This window comes from Pinisolibacter sp. (assembly GCF_036782435.1).
Classification (GTDB): Bacteria; Pseudomonadota; Alphaproteobacteria; order Rhizobiales; family Ancalomicrobiaceae; genus CALBKH01.
On sequence record NZ_DAIPZB010000016.1, the window covers coordinates 19,185 to 39,536 of the forward strand.

Annotated in this window: 21 protein-coding genes and 1 tRNA gene; 9 read left to right on the forward strand and 13 right to left on the reverse strand. The window is 70.6% G+C overall.

Annotated features, from left to right (window positions below):
• Positions 1 to 57: 57 nt before the first annotated feature.
• The 4 genes from V7Q42_RS08840 to V7Q42_RS08855 all read right to left on the reverse strand — a co-directional run bounded on the left by V7Q42_RS08840 (position 58) and on the right by V7Q42_RS08855 (position 2,331).
• On the reverse strand, positions 58 to 285 hold the full coding sequence (locus V7Q42_RS08840; protein WP_333823633.1) for a helix-turn-helix domain-containing protein: 228 nt from the start codon (positions 283 to 285) through the stop codon (positions 58 to 60).
• A gap of 92 nt (positions 286 to 377) precedes the next feature.
• Positions 378 to 824 carry a hypothetical protein gene (locus V7Q42_RS08845; RefSeq protein WP_333823634.1) on the reverse strand — a complete coding sequence of 149 codons (447 nt, stop codon included), beginning with the start codon at positions 822 to 824 and terminating at the stop codon, positions 378 to 380.
• Positions 821 to 2,074 (reverse strand): tyrosine-type recombinase/integrase, encoded by a 1,254-nt coding sequence (locus V7Q42_RS08850; protein ID WP_333823635.1) that lies wholly within the window; start codon positions 2,072 to 2,074, stop codon positions 821 to 823. The genes V7Q42_RS08845 and V7Q42_RS08850 overlap by 4 nt, the downstream gene beginning before the upstream one ends.
• Before the next feature lie 171 nt (positions 2,075 to 2,245).
• A tRNA-Leu gene (locus V7Q42_RS08855) sits at positions 2,246 to 2,331 on the reverse strand.
• 325 nt (positions 2,332 to 2,656) lie between these two features.
• Between V7Q42_RS08855 and V7Q42_RS08860 the strand changes: the two genes are divergently transcribed.
• Entirely contained in the window at positions 2,657 to 3,241 is a 585-nt protein-coding gene (locus V7Q42_RS08860) for a YqaA family protein (RefSeq protein WP_333823636.1), read from the forward strand.
• 34 nt (positions 3,242 to 3,275) lie between these two features.
• Positions 3,276 to 3,842 (forward strand): disulfide bond formation protein B, encoded by a 567-nt coding sequence (locus tag V7Q42_RS08865; protein ID WP_333823637.1) that lies wholly within the window; start codon positions 3,276 to 3,278, stop codon positions 3,840 to 3,842.
• Here the strand turns inward: V7Q42_RS08865 and V7Q42_RS08870 are convergent.
• Together V7Q42_RS08870 and V7Q42_RS08875 are read right to left on the reverse strand one after the other, a co-directional pair.
• Positions 3,815 to 4,372 carry an HNH endonuclease gene (locus V7Q42_RS08870; RefSeq protein WP_333823638.1) on the reverse strand — a complete coding sequence of 186 codons (558 nt, stop codon included), beginning with the start codon at positions 4,370 to 4,372 and terminating at the stop codon, positions 3,815 to 3,817. The two genes, V7Q42_RS08865 and V7Q42_RS08870, sit on opposite strands and share 28 nt — an antisense overlap.
• A gap of 157 nt (positions 4,373 to 4,529) precedes the next feature.
• The gene (locus V7Q42_RS08875) at positions 4,530 to 5,174 is read right to left on the reverse strand and encodes a DNA-3-methyladenine glycosylase family protein (RefSeq protein WP_333823639.1); all 645 of its coding nucleotides are present in this window, start codon (positions 5,172 to 5,174) and stop codon (positions 4,530 to 4,532) included.
• Between the two features lie 118 nt (positions 5,175 to 5,292).
• Between V7Q42_RS08875 and gluQRS the strand changes: the two genes are divergently transcribed.
• Together gluQRS and V7Q42_RS08885 are read left to right on the forward strand one after the other, a co-directional pair.
• On the forward strand, positions 5,293 to 6,216 hold the full coding sequence (gene gluQRS / locus V7Q42_RS08880; protein WP_333823640.1) for a tRNA glutamyl-Q(34) synthetase GluQRS: 924 nt from the start codon (positions 5,293 to 5,295) through the stop codon (positions 6,214 to 6,216).
• A gap of 38 nt (positions 6,217 to 6,254) precedes the next feature.
• A complete protein-coding gene (locus tag V7Q42_RS08885; RefSeq protein WP_333823641.1) occupies positions 6,255 to 6,671 on the forward strand; it encodes a response regulator in 417 nt (138 codons plus the stop codon).
• An 8-nt stretch (positions 6,672 to 6,679) separates the two neighbouring features.
• Here the strand turns inward: V7Q42_RS08885 and V7Q42_RS08890 are convergent, their stop codons facing one another.
• Positions 6,680 to 7,081 carry a hypothetical protein gene (locus tag V7Q42_RS08890; RefSeq protein WP_333823642.1) on the reverse strand — a complete coding sequence of 134 codons (402 nt, stop codon included), beginning with the start codon at positions 7,079 to 7,081 and terminating at the stop codon, positions 6,680 to 6,682.
• A gap of 243 nt (positions 7,082 to 7,324) precedes the next feature.
• Between V7Q42_RS08890 and V7Q42_RS08895 the strand changes: the two genes are divergently transcribed.
• From V7Q42_RS08895 to V7Q42_RS08905, 3 genes are all read left to right on the forward strand, one after another.
• The gene (locus V7Q42_RS08895; protein ID WP_333823643.1) at positions 7,325 to 7,753 is read left to right on the forward strand and encodes a L,D-transpeptidase; all 429 of its coding nucleotides are present in this window, start codon (positions 7,325 to 7,327) and stop codon (positions 7,751 to 7,753) included.
• A gap of 124 nt (positions 7,754 to 7,877) precedes the next feature.
• The gene (locus V7Q42_RS08900; RefSeq protein ID WP_333823644.1) at positions 7,878 to 9,287 is read left to right on the forward strand and encodes a lipopolysaccharide biosynthesis protein; all 1,410 of its coding nucleotides are present in this window, start codon (positions 7,878 to 7,880) and stop codon (positions 9,285 to 9,287) included.
• A 24-nt stretch (positions 9,288 to 9,311) separates the two neighbouring features.
• Entirely contained in the window at positions 9,312 to 10,523 is a 1,212-nt protein-coding gene (locus V7Q42_RS08905; protein WP_333823645.1) for a GNAT family N-acetyltransferase, read from the forward strand.
• A 270-nt stretch (positions 10,524 to 10,793) separates the two neighbouring features.
• Here the strand turns inward: V7Q42_RS08905 and V7Q42_RS08910 are convergent, their stop codons facing one another.
• The 6 genes from V7Q42_RS08910 to V7Q42_RS08935 form a co-directional block, all read right to left on the reverse strand.
• Positions 10,794 to 12,455, reverse strand: coding sequence for an AMP-binding protein (locus V7Q42_RS08910; RefSeq protein WP_333823646.1), 1,662 nt, complete (start codon positions 12,453 to 12,455; stop codon positions 10,794 to 10,796).
• A gap of 185 nt (positions 12,456 to 12,640) precedes the next feature.
• Positions 12,641 to 12,931: a hypothetical protein gene (locus tag V7Q42_RS08915; protein ID WP_333823647.1), complete on the reverse strand. Its 291-nt coding sequence runs from the start codon at positions 12,929 to 12,931 to the stop codon at positions 12,641 to 12,643.
• Between the two features lie 217 nt (positions 12,932 to 13,148).
• The gene (locus V7Q42_RS08920) at positions 13,149 to 13,451 is read right to left on the reverse strand and encodes a hypothetical protein (RefSeq protein ID WP_333823648.1); all 303 of its coding nucleotides are present in this window, start codon (positions 13,449 to 13,451) and stop codon (positions 13,149 to 13,151) included.
• A 219-nt stretch (positions 13,452 to 13,670) separates the two neighbouring features.
• Positions 13,671 to 15,473: a S8 family serine peptidase gene (locus tag V7Q42_RS08925; protein WP_333823649.1), complete on the reverse strand. Its 1,803-nt coding sequence runs from the start codon at positions 15,471 to 15,473 to the stop codon at positions 13,671 to 13,673.
• A 58-nt stretch (positions 15,474 to 15,531) separates the two neighbouring features.
• Positions 15,532 to 16,200, reverse strand: coding sequence for an anti-sigma factor family protein (locus tag V7Q42_RS08930; RefSeq protein ID WP_333823650.1), 669 nt, complete (start codon positions 16,198 to 16,200; stop codon positions 15,532 to 15,534).
• On the reverse strand, positions 16,197 to 16,757 hold the full coding sequence (locus tag V7Q42_RS08935; protein ID WP_333823651.1) for a sigma-70 family RNA polymerase sigma factor: 561 nt from the start codon (positions 16,755 to 16,757) through the stop codon (positions 16,197 to 16,199). Before V7Q42_RS08935 ends, V7Q42_RS08930 begins: the two co-directional genes overlap by 4 nt.
• A 312-nt stretch (positions 16,758 to 17,069) precedes the next feature.
• Here V7Q42_RS08935 and V7Q42_RS08940 point away from each other — a divergent pair, with 312 nt between their 5' ends.
• Positions 17,070 to 18,692 carry an FAD-binding oxidoreductase gene (locus tag V7Q42_RS08940; protein ID WP_333823652.1) on the forward strand — a complete coding sequence of 541 codons (1,623 nt, stop codon included), beginning with the start codon at positions 17,070 to 17,072 and terminating at the stop codon, positions 18,690 to 18,692.
• Positions 18,693 to 20,294, forward strand: a complete 1,602-nt coding sequence (locus tag V7Q42_RS08945) for a glycerol-3-phosphate dehydrogenase/oxidase (protein WP_333823653.1) — start codon at positions 18,693 to 18,695, stop codon at positions 20,292 to 20,294.
• Positions 20,295 to 20,352: the final 58 nt, after the last annotated feature.

The following is a 20,352-nucleotide window of genomic DNA, read 5'->3' on the forward strand; positions in this document are numbered from 1 at the left end:
GCCATCCTCACCGCATTTCGGAGCGCCCGGCCGCAGCCACGGTCGGGCGTTCGCTCATCAGGCGCGACGTCGGCCGGTGGACACGTCCGCCGGTGGCAGTGCGGAGAGAAATCGACGAAGTTCGGAGGTCTCGACGTATGGTCGGCCTCTCAGCTGACGCGCGGCGAGCTGCCCGGACCTCACCAGATTGTAGTAGGTCGACCGGCACACGCCGAGCCGCCGGCAAACCTCGTCGACCGTCAGCAACAGCGGCTCGGGCTGCGCCTCCATCATCGCTTCGTGCATGGCTAACCGTCCCTGCTCATGACTATGCATGAGTGGAGGCTTTCACGACCTGACGATGGGAAAAACCGCAATTCGAAACTACTTTTTACTTGTTATTTTTGCTTACGCGGACGCCCCGCCGGCTTCGCCACCCCGCGCCAGAGGTCGCGAAATTCCGCGTCCCCTTTGCACCGCGCGGATATCATCACCCTCACGCTCTCGGACGTGTAGCCGAGCGACTTCGCCAGCCGAGCACACCACTCCGCGTGGCCGAGCGGGGAGGAAAAGCCGTGCTCGCGATCCCGCGTGAGACGGTCCTTCAGGTCGTCGAGCCATTTCGACCGCAGCTCTTCGATATGACGGGTGATGGCCTCGTCGATGCCTGCCTCGGCCACCGACCGCACGGCCTCCGCCTGGATGCCCGGACCCCAATCGATGCCGCCGTCCTCCGGCTCTTCGTAGCTGTCGGGCTCGAATCCGCCGTCGAGCGCCATCGCCAGCTCGCGCGCCTCATCGCAATTCTGCCAGCCCACCGGCCGCCATCCCGGCCGCCGTTTCATTTCGCCCTCCCGGTCGGCAGCGTCACCACCTCGGCGCCGCGCTTCATCGTGTCGAGCCTGTCGCTCCACCATCGCGCCAACTCTCGACGCTCCTCCTCGAGGCTGTGACGGCCGTAGGCGCGTCGCACGTCACCACCGCCGATCGCGTGGCCGAGAGCCATCTCGATCGCGTCCGGCGACCACCGCCCCGATTCATTGGCCATCGTCGAGAAGGTCGATCTGAAACCGTGTGCCGTCACCTCGCCGGCATCGAAGCCCATTGCCCGTAGCGCCATGGTGAGCGTGTTCTCGCTCATCGCCCGGCCGGGTCGCCCCATCGCCGGGAAGACGAGATCGCCGGCCCCGTCGACCCGCCGGGCGGTGGCGAACTTCCGGTGTTCGCGCATCGTCTCGACGACGTCGGGCGCGAGCATGACGCGCACGGTGCGGCGCTGCTTCGTCCGGCCGGCCGGCAACGTCCAGACCCCCGCGTCGAGATCGAATTCTCCCCACGTCGCCCCGCGCACCTCGCCCGGCCGCGTCGCCGTCGCGATCAGCAGGCGCAGCGCCACCGTCACCGGCGACCGCGAGCGTTCGGCCGCATAGTCGTCCATCGCCCGGAGCAGTTCGCCGAGGCGCTTCGGATCGAGGATGGCGGCCCGATGCTGCACCGTCGGCGTCACTAGAGCGCCGCGCATGTCGCGCGTGGGATCGGACGTCGCCCGGCCGGTCGCGATGGCGAAGCGGAACACCTGCCCGATGGTCGACCGCAGCCGGGTCGCCGTCTCATACCGTCCGGCCGCCTCGTCCAGGCGCAGCACAGCGAGAATTTCCGGCGGCGTGATCTCGCCCACCGGCCGATCGCCGATCCCCGCGCAAGCCTTGTCGAGCAGCCACCGCCGCTTGGCGAGCGTCGTTGCGGCCTTGCCCTCGCGCGTCAGCTTGTCGAGCAGCTCGTCGGCGACCACGCGAAACGTCACTGCCCGCCCGGCTTCCGCCTCGCGCGCGACCCGCTTCCGGTCCTGTAGCGGGTCGGTCCCCCGCTCGACGAGACGGCGCGCCTCGCGCGCCAAGTCCCGCGCCTCCGCGAGCGAGATTTCCGGCCACCTGCCGAGGGGCAGGCTGCTCCGCTTGCCGCCGATTCGGTAGTCGACACGCCACGTCTTCACGCCGCTCGGCAGGATGCGCAGCTGCAGCCCGCGACCATCGGTCAGCGTGCGAATCTTCGGCCCCGGTTTGGCGGCTTGGATGGCGGTGGTGGTAAGCGCCATGGCGAGCATCCTCGAAAATCGTCTCTGACCACCACCATTACCACCGAATTTGGTGGTCAGCCACACCCATACACAATCACCCACACACACCGCTGGACACCGCGGACCATTGAAAAAGGGGGCGTTTCCGCCCCCCTTGTCCGCCTATTTCGCCATTCCGGAAGTGAATTGTGGTGCCCCAGGCCGGACTCGAACCAGCACGCCCGCGAAGGCAACAGATTTTGAGTCTGCCGCGTCTACCATTTCGCCACTGGGGCAGGCGGGCGGCATATTAGACGGGAGCCGCGCCGCGTCAACGACGACCCCGCACTCCCACACATGAAAAGACCGAACCCCACCCGATCGTCCGCCGCCGTGATCGGCCGCTCCGCCGCGGCGCCGGCGCGAGGCGTGCGGGTTTGGTGACCTCTCGACGGGCGCCGCGTCGCCGGTCGTGTCGAGGAGCGCCGACACGACGGTGGCGGGTCGGCGTCGTTCACTTCCACGAGACGTGCGACGGACGCTCTGGACGCGCGCCCCTCGCCTCGGTTACACCCCGCTCGACCACGCGCCGCGCCCGCCGCCGCCCTCGGACGAGGACCGATGCTGAAACGCCTCTACGACTGGACCCTGTCGCTCGCCGCCCGCAAGACCGCGGAAGCCTGGTTGGCGATCATCGCCTTCATCGAGAGCTCGGTCTTCCTGGTGCCGGCCGACGTGCTGTTCCTGCCGATGGGCCTCGCCCGGCCGGACCGCATCTATCGCTACGCCTTCACCGCCACGGCCGCCTCGGTGCTCGGCGGCATCGCCGGCTGGTATCTCGGCTGGTACGCCTTCGACACGCTGGCGATGCCGGTGCTGGAATTTTATCACAAGGTCGACGCGTTCGAGCGCTTGCGCCGCGACTGGGGCGATTCGGTCCTGCTGCTGCTGATCACCTCCGGCCTCGCCCACCTGCCGCCGATCAAGGTCGTGACCATTCTGTCGGGCGCCGTCCACGTCGATCTGTGGCTCTTCGTCGGCTCGGCGATCGTGGCGCGCGGCGCCCGCTTCTATGCCCTCGCCTGGGCGCTGAGGAAGTGGGGCGAGCCGATCCGCCATTTCATCGAGACCCATCTCGGCCGCGTCGCCGGCGCTCTCGCCGCCCTCGTGATCGCTCTATGGGTGGCGTTCAAACTGATGGGCTGAAGGGCGCGGCGCCCACAACCGAGAGGGACGACGGATGGACCTCCTGCACACGAAGATCGCCGACATCGATCGCCCGCGCGAGAGCATCGTCCTGCTCCTCGGGCTCGGAGCGATCTTCTCGGTCGGCGCCGCCTGGAGCTTCGAGCTCGCCGGCTTCGTGCCCTGCAAGCTCTGCCTGATGCAACGCATGCCCTATTACTTGGCGATACCGCTCGCCTTCATGGGCTGGGGCGTCGAGCGCATCTCCGGTCCGGCGTGGCTGACCCGCGTGGTACTGCTGGTGCTCGCCGGCCTGTTCCTGTGGGGCGGCTCGGTCGGCGTCTATCAGGCCGGCGCCGAATGGGGCTGGTGGCCCGGCCCCGCCGACTGCGGCGCAGCGCGCGGCGGGACGATCCCGACCGCCGCCGGCGACCTCCTGGGCAGCCTCTCCAAGGTGAAGATCGTCGACTGCACCAAGCCGCAGATCCGCATCCTCGGCCTGTCCTTCGCCGGCTTGAACGTCATCGCCTCGAGCGGCCTGATCCTCCTCGCCTTCGCCGGCATGATCGCGCCCGCCGCGCCTGAGCCGACGCCTCACGGCTCCAGTTCGGTGTCCCAGTAGAGGTAGTCCATCCAGCTGTCGTGCAGGAAGTTGGGCGGGAAGTGCCGGCCGGCGTCGTGCAGGTCGTGCACCGTCGGCCGCCACGGCAGGTGCATCGGGTGCATGCCGGCTTCGCGCAGGCTCTTGTGGCCCTTGCGCAGGTTGCAGGGCGAGCAGGCGGTCAGCACGTTCTCCCAGGTGGTCTGCCCGCCGCGCGCCCGCGGCACCAGATGGTCGAAGGTCAGATCCTCGCTCGACCCGCAGTACTGGCACTGGAAGCGATCGCGCAGGAAGACGTTGAAACGGGTGAAGGCCGGCTGGCGCGTCGGCTTGACGTAGGTCTTGAGCGACACCACCGACGGCAGGCGCATGGCGAAGGACGGCGAGTGGACCTCGACGTCGTAGTGCTGGACGATGTTGACCCGGTCCATGAACACCGCGCGGACGGTGTCCTGCCAGGACCAGAGCGACAACGGATAATAGCTGAGGGGGCGAAAATCGGCGTTGAGCACCAGAGCGGGATGCGATCTGGACGGCACGTGGATCGTCAAAGGCGCACCTCTCGTTCGGCTCCGTCTCCGGTACCGTCCGACGAGTGGCCTCAGACAGGAACGCGCACGGCGAGGCCCGGACGCCGGCGAACCATGGCGAGAGTGTACAGGTGAGATGTCGGCCTTGTGAAGCCGATCCGTCCCGTTTCGGGACACCTCAGCGCGGCGCGCCTTCGCGCCCGTCGCGGCGGGCGGCGTAGTAGGCCCAGAACAGCCGCGCCGCCACCCCGCGCCACGGCGCCCACGCCGCGGCGATGGCGCGGCAGGCCGCCTCGTCGGGTCGATCGCCGAGATCGAAGGCGTCACCGACGGCGTTGCGGAGCGCCAGATCGCCGCCCGGCCAGACGTCCGGATGACCCGCGCAGAAGAGCAGGAACACCTCCGCCGTCCAGGGACCTATCCCCTTGATCGCGACCAGCTTTTCCGTCGCCTCGTCGACCGGCGCGCCGGCCACCGCCTCGAGGTCGAGCCCGTCCGACACCGCCGCCGAGATCGCTCTGAGCGTCACGACCTTCGGCCGCGACAGGCCGGCGCCGCGCAACGTCTCGTCGTCGTGGGCGGCGATCGCCGCCGCGTCGACCCGCCCACCGAGCGTCTCCTCGAAACGGTTCCAGATCGACGTCGCCGCCTGGGCCGAGACCTGTTGGGCGACGACGATCCGCGCCAGTCCCTCGAACCCCGGCGGCCGGCGGCGCAGCGGCACCGGCCCGGCGATCGCCACGACCGGCTCGAGACGCGGATCGATTCGCGTCAACTCCACCAGCCCCGCCGCCACGTCCTCGTCGTTCTCGATCCGCCGCATCGCTCGTCCCCCCGTCGCGTTCGACCATAAGCCGAAGCGCGGCGTTCGTCTCGCCGGGCTCGCGATCTTCGCGCGGAGCGGTTAGGAAGATGCGGACGACCACCCGCGACCCCGCCCGATGACGCCCGTCTTCCGCTTCGCCCCCAGCCCCAACGGGCTTCTGCATCTCGGTCACGCCTATTCGGCGATGCTCGACCATGCCCTGGCGCGCGGTCTCGGCGGCCGCTTCCTGCTGCGCATCGAAGACATCGACACGACCCGCTGCCGCCCCGAATTCGAGGCGGCGATCGAGAAGGACCTCGCCTGGCTCGGGATCGGTTGGGACGAGCCGCCGCGCCGCCAGTCCGATCATTTCGACGCCTATGCGCAAGCCCTCGAGCGGCTGGAGGCGGCGGGCCTCGTCTATCCGAGCTTCCTCGGCCGCGGCGACATCCGCGCCCGCATCGCCGCGCTCGAAGCCGACGGCCGCCCCTGGCCGCGCGACCCGGACGGCGCCCCGCACTATCCCGGCGACGAACGCGATCTCGCCGCTGCCGCCCGAACCGAGCGCATGGGTCGGGAAACGCACGTCGTCTGGCGCCTCGACACGGCGAAGGCGCTCGCCAGGGTGGGGCCGCTGTCGTGGCGGGAGACCGGTGCCGGACCGCACGGCGAGAGCGGGCGGATCGAGGCGCATCCCGCCGAATGGGGCGACCCGGTGCTGGCGCGTTGGGAAGTGCCGACCAGCTATCACCTGTCGGTCGTCGTCGACGACGCGCTCCAGGGTGTCACCCACGTGGTGCGCGGCCGCGACCTCTTCCATGCGACGAGCCTCCACCGCCTGCTGCAGCGGCTGCTCGATCTGCCGGAGCCGATCTATCACCACCACCGCCTCGTCACCGACGCCGGCGGCCGCAAACTCGCCAAATCGGCCGCCGACACGGCGCTCGCCCACCTGCGCGAACAGGGCCACACACCCGACGACGTCCGCCGTCTCGTCGACTGGCCGGCCACCGCCGAAGATCTTCCGCGACTTAACCGGGCGTTGAGGGAGTGGGCCTAGATTGGCCTCCTCGAAGAGGCTCGCCTCGGAGATCGTCGATGTCCCGCCACGCCGAACCGCCGCTCGTTCCCTCGCCGCGCCCCGCGGCGCTCGACGGCCTGCGCGTGCTCGTCGTCGAGGATCACGCCATCGGCCGCATCCTGCTCCAGGCCATGCTCGCCGGCCTCGGCATCACCGCCGCGCTCGCCGGTTCCGGCGAGGAAGCCCGGGAAGCGGTGCGCACCCATGACTTCGACGTGGTGCTGATCGACCTCGGCCTGCCCGACGTCCATGGCGAGGACCTCGCCCGCAGCCTCGCCCGCGATGCCCGACCGGCCTTCGTCGCCGTCACCGGCCGCGAACGACCGAACGTCCTGCCGGCGATCTTCGCCGACTGGCTGGAGAAGCCCTTCTCGGTCCGCGAGTTGCACCACCTGCTCGCCGGTCTCGTCGCCGGCGTCGCCCGCTCCGCCTGACGGTCGGCTCAGCGCGCCAACGGCCGACCGTCGACGAGAAGCGTCGGCCGACCGCCGTGCTCCTCCACCTTCCACGACCGCACCCGGCCTTCGAACACCTTGCGATAGGCGCCACCGCTACCGAGGTAGACTTTCAACAGGCAGCCCGAGCCGTCGCAATAGGGTTCCGGCCGACCGCCGCACGACGCCTCGGCATAGTCGAGCACCACGTCCTTGCGGCCGTCGCCGTCGACGTCGCGCAGCGTGACGAAACGCATACCGTACCCGGTCGAGGTCTTGCAGTTCTCGTGCTCGGTGCGGATCAGCTCGCCGGTCAGCTGATGCGGCATGTCCTCGGCCGATGCGGCGCCCCAGAAGAGCGGCGAGACGAGGGTCGAGACGAGGAGGACGGCGGAACGCGGACGCGACATGGCGAGACGACTCGGGCGGGGAGCGAAAGGGACGAACCGTCACCGCCTTAGCCGCGAACGTCGACGCCGTGAAGAGCCCTCGTGACGCCGCCCCGCCACGCCCCCGCCGACCGACTTTAAGCTTAATGTCGACAATGCCGTGTATTCGAGGGTAGGATGCGAGATACTTGCACGACCGTTCCAGTCCTATCCTCCGGACGAGAGATTCCATCATCGTCCGGCAAGTCGTCGAGGATCTTCGCGATGCGTTTCTTCGCCCTGACCTTCGCCCTTCTCTGCGGCATCCTGGGCCTCGTCCGTTCGGCCGAAGCGGCCGCCGTGGAAGCTCGGATCCACGTGTCGTCGCAGCGCATGGTCGTCCTCGTCGACGGCATCAAGACCGGCGAATACGCCGTCTCCACCGGCAAGCGGGGCTACCGGACGCCGCTCGGCAGTTACAGGCCGACGCGCATGCACAAGAAATACTACTCGCGCAAATATCACAACTCGCCGATGCCGAACTCGATCTTCTTCAACGGCGGCATCGCCGTCCACGGCACCTACGAGACCGGACGCCTCGGTCGACCCGCCTCGCACGGATGTGTGCGCCTGCACCCCAGGGATGCCGCGGCGCTCTTCGGACTGGTCCGCAGCCACGGCATGGAGAACAGTCGCATCGTCGTGACCGAATGAGGCGACCGCCCCGCCACGGCGATCGATCCGCGCCGGGCGCGGGCGGCCCCCGAAGACTCGGCGGACGACCCTTTCGGCGAACCGTGTTAAACAGCGGATCGATACCGCCGGCCGAGGTCGATTCTTGTCGCTGTCTCCGAGATCCCTGATCGAGCGCTACCTGCCGGCCGGACCGGCCCGCCGCCTCGCCACGGTTCTCGATCGTGTCGCACCCCCGGCTTCGCCCGGGGATGCCGCCGCCACCGGCCACATCGCCGCCAGCGCCTTCTTCATCCGCGTCTTCTCGGCCGGTCTCGCCTATGTCAGCCAGATGCTGCTCGCCCGCTGGATGGGCGGCTTCGAATACGGCGTCTTCGTCGTCGTCTGGACCCTGGTGATCACCCTCGGCGTCGTCTTCGCCTTCGGGCTCGAGCAGTCGGTGATCACACTGCTGCGCAAATACTCCCACGACGGCGATCACGGCGCGGCGCGCGGCCTGATCCTGGCGTCCCGCCTCTACACCTTCGTCGTCTCCGGGCTGATCGCCGCCCTCGGCTGCGCGATCCTGTGGCTCCGCCCCGATCTCGTCTCCGACTACCGGCTGGTGCCGATCTTCGTCGCCGCGGTCTGCCTGCCGATCTACACCGTCGCCGAGATCCAGGACGGCATCGCCGTGGCGCAGGGGTGGCCCGATCTCGCTCTGGTGCCGACCTTCGTCGCCCGCCCGGCGACGATTCTCCTGTTGATGGCCGCCGCCTTCGCCGTCGGTCTGGAGATGACGGCGGTCAACGCCTGTTGGGCGGCGGTGATCGCCACCTGGTCGGCCACACTCGGCCAGTCCGTCGCCATCGGCCGCCGCCTCGCCGCGGTCCTGCCGCCGGCACCGCGGCGTTACGATTTCGCGCTCTGGGTGCGCCTCAGCGCGCCGATGTTCCTGGTCGACAGCTTCCTGGTGCTGCTCAACAGCATCGACATCCTGCTCGTCGGTCGCTACGCCGAACCCGACCGCGTCGCCGTCTATTTCGCCACGGTCAAGACGCTGGCCCTCGTCCATTTCGTCTACTACGCCGCCAAGGTCGCCTCGGCCAAACGCTTCGCCTCGCTGTGGCACGCCGATGCGCAGGCCGAACTCGCCGCCTTCGTCGCCGAGATGGTGAAATGGACCTTCTGGGCCTCCCTGGCGATGTCGATCGGCGTCCTGATCGTCGGACGCCCCCTCCTGTCGCTCTTCGGGCCGACCTTCACCGAAGGCTTCCCCATCCTCTTCGTTCTGGTGCTCGGCGTCCTCGCCCGCTCCTCGGTCGGCCCGGCCGAGACGTTGCTGTCGATGGCCGGCCAACAAACCTCGTCGGCGTCCGTCTATGGTCTCACCCTGGCGGTCAGCCTCCTGTTGAATTCGCTACTCATTCCCATCTACGGTATCTGGGGCGCGGCCGTCGGCACGACGGTGGCGATGATTCTGGAGTCTGTCGTTCTGGCGATGGTGGTGCGGCGACGCCTCGGCCTGAACGTCTTCTTCCTGGCGACGGCGCGGCGGGCCTCGTCGTCCGAGTGAACCGATTGAAGGAGCGATCTCGCCATGACCTCGACCGGCACATCGGCTGCGGAAGCCGGTGGTGCACCCCTCGGTCCCCGACCGACGGGTCGCGCCGGGCGCGGTCACGCCGTCGAGGTGCAGGAGTTGTCGCTGGTCGAGGCGGTGCCGTTGCGCGCCGCCTGGAACGATCTCCTCGCCCGCGCCGTCGAACCCGATGTCATGCACGGACCCGACTTCCTGATCCCGGCGCTGGAGACCTTCGCCCCCGACGCGCGTCTTCTCGTCGCGCACCGCGGTGATGGCGTCGGCCGTCACCTCGTCGCGGTGATGGCGCTGTGGACCCCCCGCCTCGGTTTCGGTCTCACCGGCCGGCTGCCGACCGTCTTCGCCAACGAGTTCGCCCCGCTCGGCACGCCACTCGTCGACGCCGACCGCGCCGAAGAGATCCTCACGGCCCTGCTCGCCGCGATCTCCCGCCGCGACGGCGGCGTGGTCTTCCCCGACCTGCCGCTCGAAGGCCCCTTCGCCGCCGTTCTCGAACGGGTCGCCGAGACCGCCGGCCATCAGATGATGGTGGTGGAGAGCCACATCCGCGCCTGTCTCCGCGGCGGTAGCGACGGCGAAGCCTTCTTCCACGACAACATCCGCCGCAAGCGCCGCAAGGAATGGCGGCGACAGTGGCGGCGCCTCGCCGAAACCGGCCCGGTTCGCGCCTCGATCGCCCGCGGCGCCGAGGCACGTGACGCCTTCGCCGACTTTCTGGTGCTCGAGGCCTCCGGCTGGAAGGGCCGGCGCCGCACCGCGCTGGTTCAGAACACCGACGTGGTGCGCTTCGCCGAACGGGTGATCGACGGTCTCGCCGACAGCGGCCACATCGTCGTCGACCGCATCGACCGCGGCGGCCAACCCCTCGCCATGCTGGTGTGTTTCGGCGCCGAGGGTCATTGGGTCAGCTGGAAGACCGCCTACGACGAGGCCTTCGCCGCCTACTCCCCCGGCGCGCAGGTGCTGTTGCGCGCCACCACCCGTTTCCTCGACGAGGGCGAACTCGTCGAGGTCGACAGTCTGGCGGTCGAAGACCATCCGTTGATGAACCACATGTGGCCCGACCGCCGTCGTATCGGCACGGTGGTGGTCGGCTTCCCGGCGCCGTTGCGCCTGCCGCTGCGCCTCCGGCTGCAGGCGGCCGAACTCGGCTCCTATCTGGCGGCACGACGCACCGCCCGCCGCCTGCGCCGGCTCGTCAACAGCTGACGCGAAACCCGCGGGCTCGCACCGAGCCGTCGACGTTTCCGCCGTTTCGAAACATCGCCGGCGACGGCGGCCTCGCCCCGGCGTCGGCCGATGGGCGGTACGCGCGCGAAATCGGGACGAGACCGAATTCCACGAGGCAGATGTCATACCGAGCCCATGATGTTCCGACCTCTTCGGAACTTCATGGGCGAAGGCGAGCCCGAACGGGCGTCGGCCGGTCAGGCCGAAACTCACGAAATTCGGACGAGTCCGAATTTCGTGAACCCGGTATCACTCGCCGCGGTCGCGAGCCCGGGCTTCCGCCGCCGCCTCGTCGCGCACCTGTTCGCGGAAGAAGCGGCGGATGACCTTGCCGGTGGTGGTCAGAGGGATGTCTTTGACGAACACGATCTCGCGCGGGTACTCGTGCGCCGCCAGGCGCTTGCGGACGTGGGCGCGGATGTCTTCGACGAGCGCCGCATCCGTCGTCACGCCGGGCTTCGGCTTGACGAAGGCCTTGACGATCTCGGTGCGGATCGGATCGGGCTTGCCGACCACCGCCGCCAGCGACACCGCCGGATGTCCGGCGAGGCAATCCTCGATCTCCGACGGGCCGATGCGATAGCCGGCCGAGGTGATCAGGTCGTCGTCGCGCCCGACGAAGAAGAGATAGCCGTCCTCGTCGGTCATCCCCTGGTCGCCGGTGGTCATCCAGTCGCCGATGAACTTCTCCGCCGTCGCCTCGGGCTTGCCCCAGTAGCCGAGGAACATCACCGGATCCGGCCGCTTCACCGCGATCTGTCCGGTCTCCCCCGGCGGCAGCACATTGCCCTGATCGTCGATCACCGCCACCGTGTGGCCCGGCGTCGGCTTGCCCATCGCCCCCGGCCGCGTCACCCCGGCCGCGCCGCAGGCGCCGACCACCAGATTGCACTCGGTCTGGCCGTAGAACTCGTTGATGGTGAGGCCGAGCTCGGCACGCGCCCAGTCGTAGGTGTCGCGACCGAGCATCTCGCCGCCCGAGCCGACGGTGCGCAGCTTCAGCGAGGCACGATCCGGCACCGGCCCGGCGCCACGCAGCAGCTTCAGGGCGGTCGGCGGGATGAAGGCGTTGCGGATGCCCTGCGTGGCGATCAGCCGCCACACCGCATCCGGATCGAAGCGCTCGAACCGCGCCGCCACCACCGGAACGCCGAGCGTCAGCCCCGGCAGCAGGATGTTGAGCAGACCGCCGGCCCAGGCCCAGTCGGCCGGCGTCCAGATCAGGTCGCCCGGCTGCGGCAGGAACTCGTGGGCGAACTGCACGCCCGGCAGATGGCCGAGCAACACCCGATGGGCGTGGAGCGCCCCCTTCGGCTGACCGGTGGTGCCCGAGGTGTAGATCATCAGCGCCGGATCGTCGGCCGACGTCGTCACCGGCTCGAAGCGATCGGAGGCCTCGGCGAGGAGGCGATGGAGATCTTCCGTCCCGTCCGACGGACCGTCCACCGTCAGAACCAGCTCGAGCCCCGGCAGCTGGTCGCGGATCTCGGCGATCTTGGCCGCACCCGCCCGATTGGTCACCACCACCCGCGCCCCGGCGTCGCCGAGACGATAGGCCAGCGCTTCGACGCCGAAGAGATCGGCGAGCGGCAGCGCCACCGCCGCCATGGCATAGACCGCGATGTGGGTGATCGCCGTCTCCGGCGACTGCGGCAGCAGGATCGCCACCCGGTCGCCGCGCATCACGCCGCGCGCCGTCAGCAGATTGGAGAGCCGATGCGCCGCCTGCGACAGCCGCCCGTAGGTCCAGCGGTCGATCGCGCCGTCGGCCCCGACGTGGATCAGCGCCACCCGCTCGGGCTCCACCGTCGCCCACTTTTCGCATGCGTCGACGGCGATGTTGTAGGCGGGCGGAACCCGCCAACGGAAAGCCGCGGTGATCTCTTCGTAGGTCCGGCCGAACGGCAGCATGCGCCTCTGAACTCCCCCCTTCGCCGGCACTCCGCGATGCCCGAAAGCCGCGTGACCGGATCATATCGTGTCGATCTAGCAGGGCAATGCCACGCACGTCGCACCGTCGTCGCATGGCTGCATCCAGGAAAATGTCGAGGCCCGCCGGGAGGAGCGGGCCTCGCGATCGATCGGAAAGAAACGGATCATTCGTAGACGCGGCAGACGCGACGGGTGCCGATCACCTCGCCCCAGCGGTTGACCCGCTCGACCCGATGGCAACGGCGCACCGGCTCGGCATAGGCCGGCTGCGAGGCGATGGCCGAGCCGATGATCAGGCCGGTGGCGAGACCGCCGGCGCCCCAGCCCCAGCCGTGATGGCGATGGTGATGATGGTGCCACGGGGCGGCTTCGGCCGTGCCGGTGGAGACGACGCCGGTGGTGGCGACGGTGAGGGCGACGAGGGCGGCGGTGAGGATCTTCTTCGAGGTCGACATGGGGGCTCTCCTTGGGGTCGGGAGAAGGCCTCGTTTCCGGCCTTCTTGTCCGTCTGTCGCGCCGGCGGTCGATCCGGTTCAAAGCGAAGGCGATTTTTTCGCAGGTTTTTTCATCGCCGCCGATCGGGGGAGCGCGCTCGTCGCCGCGCATGCCCCGCCACGTGAAAAGGCCCGCCGGGGGGAGCGGGCCTCTCGATCGATCGCGGATGCGACGGGATCATTCGTAGGTGCGGCAGACGCGGCGGGTGCCGATCACTTCGCCCCAGCGGTTGACCCGCTCCACCGTGGTGCAACGGCGCACCGGCTCCGAGTAGACGGTCTCGGCCTCGGCATAGGCCGGGCGCGAGGCCAGCGCCGAACCGATCACCAGACCGGCGGCGAGACCGCCGGCGCCCCAGCCCCAACCACCGCCGTGATGATGATGCGGGCCGGCGAGCGCCGAACCGGTGGAGGCGACGCCCGCGGTGGCGACGGTGAGGGCGACGAGGGCGGCGGTGAGGATCTTCTTCGAGGTCGACATGGGGGCTCTCCTTGGGGTCGGGGCGAAGGCCTCGTTCTCGGCCCTCTTGTCCGTCTGTCGCGCCGACGAGCGATCCGGTTCAAAGCGAAGGCGAAGTTTTTTTAGTGCCGGTCCGGCGGTCGCTCGAACCGCCGCGCCCGCCCTGCGCGGCCGGCCGAAAACGACACCGCCCCGCCCTCCCGACAGGAAGGCGAGGCGGTGTCTCGGAGCGAGGCGACCTCAGCGGGCGCGCTTGGCGACCGCCCCGACCGCCGCTTCGGCATCGACCAGTCCGGCGCCGAAGATCGGGTCGCGGCCCTTCGGACCCAGATCGATCGCGGTCGCGGCGAGGATGCGCCGCGCCTCGTCCGGCGTCAGATCGGCGCGCTTCTCCACCAGGAGCGCGACGACACCCGATACTTCCGCGGCGGCCACCGAAGTGCCCGAGGTCAGGTCGTAGCCGCCCTGCGGCGTCGCCACCACGATGTCGACCCCCGGCGCCGTGACCAGCACGTGACCGCCGCGATTGGCCGCCGGCAGTACCCGATCGTCGGGATCGCTGGCGGTGACGGCGATGACGCCCGGGTCGGCGGCCGGGAAGAGCGGCGGCGATTGCGGTCCGGCGTTGCCGGCCGCCGCCACCGCGATGACGCCGCGGTCGCGCGCTGCGCCGAGGGCGCGCGAGAGCAAAGTGTTCGACGGTCCGGCGAAACTCATCGACACGACCCGCGCCCCGCTCGCCACCGCCCAGTCCAGGCACTTGACCACGTGGAAGGTCGAACCCTGCGCCACGCCGTTGGCCGCAGGCGGACCGAAGGCGCGGGCGAGGAGCAGCCGCGCCGCCGGCGCCGCGCCGGAGAGGCGGACCCGCGCGGCGACGGCACCGGCCATCGCCGTGCCGTGGACGCCCGGCACCGCCGCGACGCCTTCGAGCGCGTCATAGGTGCCCTCGATCGCCCCGGCGAGCTCGGGATGGGTCTCGTCGGCGCCGGTGTCGATCACCGCCACCAACACGCCGGCCCCGAGCGCCCGCCCGTGGGCGGCGGGAAGACGCAGCTTCTCCGCCGCATATTGCCCAGGAAGCGGCTGAGCCGGCCGCGGCGCGGTCGGCGAGCCGGCGGTGGCGACGACCGGTGCGGCCGTCGTCTGCGGCGCGACCGCGGCTTCGGCCGGGGCCGGAGCCGCGCCGGCCGGCACCGCAACCGGAATCGGAGCCGGCGCCTCGGGCGCCGGGGAGGGCGCGAGCGCCGGTGTGGCTTCGGCGGACGACGCCGGGGGAGGCGCTACCGCTGCCGCGGGCGCCGCGACCGGCGTCGGCTCGGCGCCGGCGGTCTGTTGCAGGGTGTAGACCCAATTCGGCTGGGCGAAGGCGACCGATCGCTCGCGCTGGAGGCGGGTCAGAATCTGCGGCGTGGTGCGACCGTCGCGGGCGCGCACCCGGTGCAGCGTCGTCCCGGTGAGGTCGAGCGGCTCGCTCGCCAGCACCTCGAGGCCGAGACGGCGAGCCAGCGGATCGATCGACCCGTCGCTCTTCATCTCGATCAGCACCTCGCCGGCGACGAAGCGCGTCTCCGAGCGCGGCGGCACGCGGATGTTCGAGGGCGGCGTACGCTGCGCCTCGCGCGGCGGGCGCTTGCGCGGCGGCGGGGTGTCGCCGCCGCCATCCGACGGCGGCGCGACCCGGACGCGGCGCGGCGGCGGCGCATCGTCGTCGTCGCTCTCGATCACCCGAACCCGCCGCGGCCGATCCGAGCGCGACGGCGGTGCCTCTTCTTCGGCCCGCGCGCGCTGCGCCGCGGCGGCCCCGAGGAGACCGAGACCGATGCCCAGCCCGATCGCTCCGCCGACCCCCAGGCCACCGCCACCTCGGCGCGGACGAGGCCCGTCGCCATAGATCGGCGGCCGATTGTCGAAACTCTGAGCGACCGCCTCGACCGTCGGTACGAGGCACGCGAAGACCGCCAGCGCCACGCCCGCGAGCAGGCCGCGGCGCGGCGCGAAGCGGCGCCTCGACATCGCATCGGGTTCGGATTTCTCCCGCATCGTTCCCTCCTCGACTTCTCGTTCGAACCGACGACCCGTGGCCGGCCCGGGCGGCGCCTCACCGCACCGCCTGGACGAAATTCACCAGACCCGTCTCGGCCTTCATCGCCGCGGCCACCGCCGCCGCATCCGCACCGGGAGCGAGCCGCAGGCGATAGAAGCCGTTGGCCTTCGGCCCCTCGGCGAGGCTCGCGCTGTGCCGCTTCAGGAAGGCCGAGACCGCCTCCATCTTCGCCTCCGCGGCGAAGGCGACGAGGATCGACGGCCCCATGGATGTCGTCTCGCCCTGCGAGGCGGTGCCGTAGTTCGACCCCGCCCGCTCGCCGACGAGACCGGTGAGCGCCACCGACTGGATCGCCACCAGCGCCACCACCGCGGCGGCCGCATAGGCGAGTTTGCGCGGCGCGAGGCCGGCGAGGAAGTCGCCGAGCCGATCCATCAGCCCGGCCTTGATCGCCGCGAGCGGTCGCGCCGGCTGCGGCATCGCCTCGATGCCGGCCATCAGCTTGTCGAAGGCGCGCGCCGAGGCGGGCAGGATCGCCTCGTTGGCGGCGATCGTCTCGGCCATCTCCTCGCGCACCAGCTCGAGCCGGCGCGCCAGTTCGGGGTCTTCGGCCAGAGCCGCGTCGACCCGACGCTTCTCGGCGGGCGCGAGACGCCCGTTGGCGTACCAGGGCAGGAGATCCTCGATCTCGCCACGGCCCTTTTCGGCGATCGTCTCGTTCATGGCCAACCTCGATCGATACCGGCCGCCTGGAGCAGCTCGGCGAGTTTCTTGCGGGCGTGGAAGAGGCGGGTCTTCACCGTTCCCTCCGGGATGCCGACGATCTCCGCCACCTCCTCGACCGAGGTCTCGTGATAGTAGACGAGATCGAGAACCTCGCGGTGCTCCGCCGTCAGCCGCTCCATGCAGAGCCGGATCACGGCTCCCTTGTCGGCCTTCTGCGAGATCACCTCGGGCGTGTCGGCGTCGTCGGCGATGCCGGCGGCCCATTCCTCGTCGAGCCCCAGGTCGCGCCGGCGCCGGAGCGCCGAGAGCGCCTTGAAGCGGGCGATCGACATCAGCCAGGTCGTGACCTGCGATCGTCCCGAGAATGTGCCGGCGTCACGCCAGACGTCGAGAAAGGTGTCGCTCACCGCATCCTCCGCCACCGCCTCGTCGCGGACCATCCGCAGCACGAAGCGATGGATCTTGAGCTGGTGCCGCGAGAACAGCACCCGCATCGCCAGTCGGTCGCCGGCGGCGATCCGTTGGAGGAGATCCTCGTCCGAATTCGTCGTCATGTCCGGGTCCGTGCCGACCGTTCGACCGTCTGTCGCGGCGGCGGGGCAAGAGGTTCAAGTCGATCGCGAAAAATCTCGCACCCGGTCGGTCGACCGCCGCGGCGGCGCCGACCCGTGCGTGAACGATAGGTCGGACCGAGCCGTCCGGCGAGCCGAAAATCACGGGAAGATCGCGCGACGATCGGCGTCCGCCGGTTCGCCTCCGCACACTTGCCAATCCTCGATCGAGGGTCGAGGATCGCGCCGGACCGGACCGGCCTCCGCGGGGCACCCGCCCGGAGGGCGCCGGCGACGGTTGGAGGACGCCCCACCATGACCGACGATCTGGGCCGAGGCCGGCGCCGCTGGAACGGCTGGGGCGGCGAGGGAACCGACTTTCCGCTGAAGCCGAAGGCCCTCGCCTTCCTCGCCGATCGGCTCGGCGGACCGGGCACCCGGCTCCCCGACGCCACCCTCGACGCGGTGATCGCCCGGGTGCCGCCCTCGCGCCTGCCGCTCCACCCGCTGGTCTCGACCGACCCGGAGACGCGCGTCCGCAACGCCCGCGGCCATTCCTTCCCCGATTGGCTGGCTCTGCGCTCCGGCCGCTTCGAGCGCTTCCCCGACGGCGTCGCGCTGCCCACCACCGGCGCCGAGGTCGGCGACGTCCTGCGCTGGGCCCATCACGCCGGCTTCACCGTGATCGTCCGCGGCGGCGGCACCTCGGTCGCCGGTCACGTCGACATCCCCGCGAGCGCCACGCCCGTCCTCGTCCTGTCGCTCGAGCGCCTCGATCGGCTGATGCACCTCGATCCCGAGAGCCGCATCGCCACCTTCGGCGCCGGCGCCACCGGCCCGGCGATCGAGCGGCAGCTGGCGACCCGCGGCTTCACCCTCGGCCATTTCCCCCAGTCGTGGGAACTGTCGACCGTCGGCGGCTGGGTCGCCGCCCGCTCCTCCGGCCAGCAATCGCGCCGCTACGGCCGCATCGAACAGCTCTTCGCCGGCGGTCGCATCGAAACTCCACACGGCTCTTGGCGGCTGCCGTCCGTCCCGGCCTCGGCCGCCGGCCCGGACCTGCGCGAGATGGTGCTCGGCAGCGAGGGCCGCATCGGCGCCCTGACCGAGGTCGACCTGCGCGTCACCCCCACGGCCGAGCACGAGTCCTTTCACGTCGCCTTCCTGCCCTCCTGGGAGGCCGGCGTCGCCCTCCTCCACCGGCTGATCGACCGCGAGGTGCCGCTGTCGATGATGCGGCTCTCCAACCCGCACGAGACCGTCGCCCATCTGGCGCTCGGCGGCGACCATCCGCTCTTCGCCGTCTTCGATCACGCCGTGACCGCCCTCGGGGCGAAACCGGGCGCCCGCACCATGTTCACCTTCGGCGTCACCGGACCGAAGCGGCGGGCGCGGCGGGCGCTCTCCGAGGCGCTCTCGGCGATCCGCGGCTTCGGCGGCGTCACCCTGGCGCACGGCGCGATGGGAAAGATCTGGGAACACTCCCGTTTCCGCTCGCCCTATTTCCGCAACGGCCTGTGGGAACACGGCTATTCGGTCGACACGGTGGAGACCGCGGTCGACTGGAGCCGGGTCGACGCGACCATGGCGGCGGTCGAGACGGCGATCCGCACCGCCGCGGGCGGCGAACCGATCCTCGTCTTCTCCCACCTCTCCCACGTCTACGCCCAGGGCTGCAGCGTCTACACCACCTACGTCTTCGCGAACGCCGGCGACTACGACACGCTGGCGTCGCGTTGGCGTGCCCTGAAGACCGCCGCCTCCGACGCCATCGTCGCCTCGGGCGGCACCATCAGCCACCAACACGGGGTCGGCCGCGATCACGCTCCTTGGCTCGTCCACGAGAAGGGCGATCAGGGCCTGGCGGCGATCCGCGCCGTCGTCGACGCCTTCGACCCCGAGCACCGGCTGAACCCCGGCTGTCTCCTGGAGGATTGAATGCTCGGCCCGCGCCCCACCCTCGCCGACCTCGCCGCCGAACGCTTCGACCTGATCGTCGTCGGCGGCGGCATCTCCGGCGCCGGCATCCTGCTCGAAGCGGCGCGTCGCGGCGTGAAGACCCTGCTGGTCGAGCAGGCCGACTTCGCCTCCGGCGCCTCCTCGCGCTCCTCCAAGATGGTCCACGGCGGCTTACGCTACATCCCGCAGGGCCGGCTCGGCCTCACCCGCGACGCCCTCCTCGAGCGCGAGCGCCTCGTCGCCGAACTGCCCGATCTGGTGATCCGCCAGCCCTACGCCTACGTCGTCCGCCGCGGCGTCTTCCCCGGCCGCTGGCCGCTCGAACTGGTGCTCGGCCTCTACGACGCCATGGCCGGCATCCGCGACCACCACTGGCTCGGCCGCGACGCCACCCTCGCCCGCATCCCCGGCCTCGCACCGGAGGGTCTCGTCGGAGCCATGGTCTACACCGACGCGCTCACCGACGACGCCCGGCTGGTGCTGCGCATCCTGCACGAGGCGGCGGCCGAGGGCGGACGCATGATCAACCATGTGCGGGTCACGGCGACCCGGCAGGGTGCCGACGAGTTCGCCGTCGAGGTCCACGATACGCTCGCCGGCACCACCGCGACGCTCTCCGCCGCCCGGGTGATCCGCGCCGGCGGCCCCTGGGTCGGCGAGGTGGCGGGAGAGGCGAAGAAGATCCGCCCCTTGCGCGGCAGCCACCTGTTCTTCACCCGCGACCGCCTGCCCCTGAGCGATTGCGTCGCCGCCGCCCACCCGCGCGACCGCCGCCCGGTCTACGCCTTCCCCTGGGCGGGCGCGACCTGCGTCGGCACCACCGACCTCGATCACGCCACGCCGCTGTCGCGCGAGCCGCGGGCGACGGTCGAGGAGATGGACTATCTCCTCGAATTCCTCGCCCGCGAGTTCCCCGAGCGACGGCTCGGCCGCGACGACGTCATCGCCACCCAGGCCGGCATCCGCCCGGTGGTGCCCTCCGGCAAGGGGCTGAATCCGTCGCAGGAGAGCCGCGACCATTCGGTCTGGCATCACGGCGGCGAGGTGTTGGTCGCCGGCGGCAAGCTCACCACCTTCCGCCTCATCGCCCTCGACGCGCTCGCCGCCGCCGGTCTGATCGACGCCGCCGAACGCAAGCGGGCGCGACGCACGAAGGAGCGCCTCTTCCGCCACGCCGTCGCTTTTCCCGACCGTCTCGGTCATCCGACCGCGCCGCTCCCCGAGGGGGAGGCGCTGATCGAGGCGTTCGCCTGGACGCTCGACCACGAGATGGTCGGCCGGCTCGACGACCTCCTCGCCCGCCGCCTGCGCCTCCTCCCCGCGCGTCCGGCGGCCCTCGTCCCCCTCCTCGCGACCATCGAACCGTTCTGCCGCGACCGCCTCGGTTGGGACGCGACGCGCTGGCACGCCGAGGTGGCGCGGCTCGCCGAGATCGCCGAAGATGTCTACGGCCTGCCGACGGGGGACGTTCGCGCAATTCGAGGCGACGGTTTTCGGCCTTCGCAGCCGCCTCCGAATTCGACCGGGCCAGAAGCCGTCATCCCCGGCCGGAGCGAAGCGGAGGGGAAGGGGATCCGATGATGTTCCGTCGAGTCGAGAGGCCGATGGGTCCCCTTCCCTCGCCTCCGGCTCGCCGGGG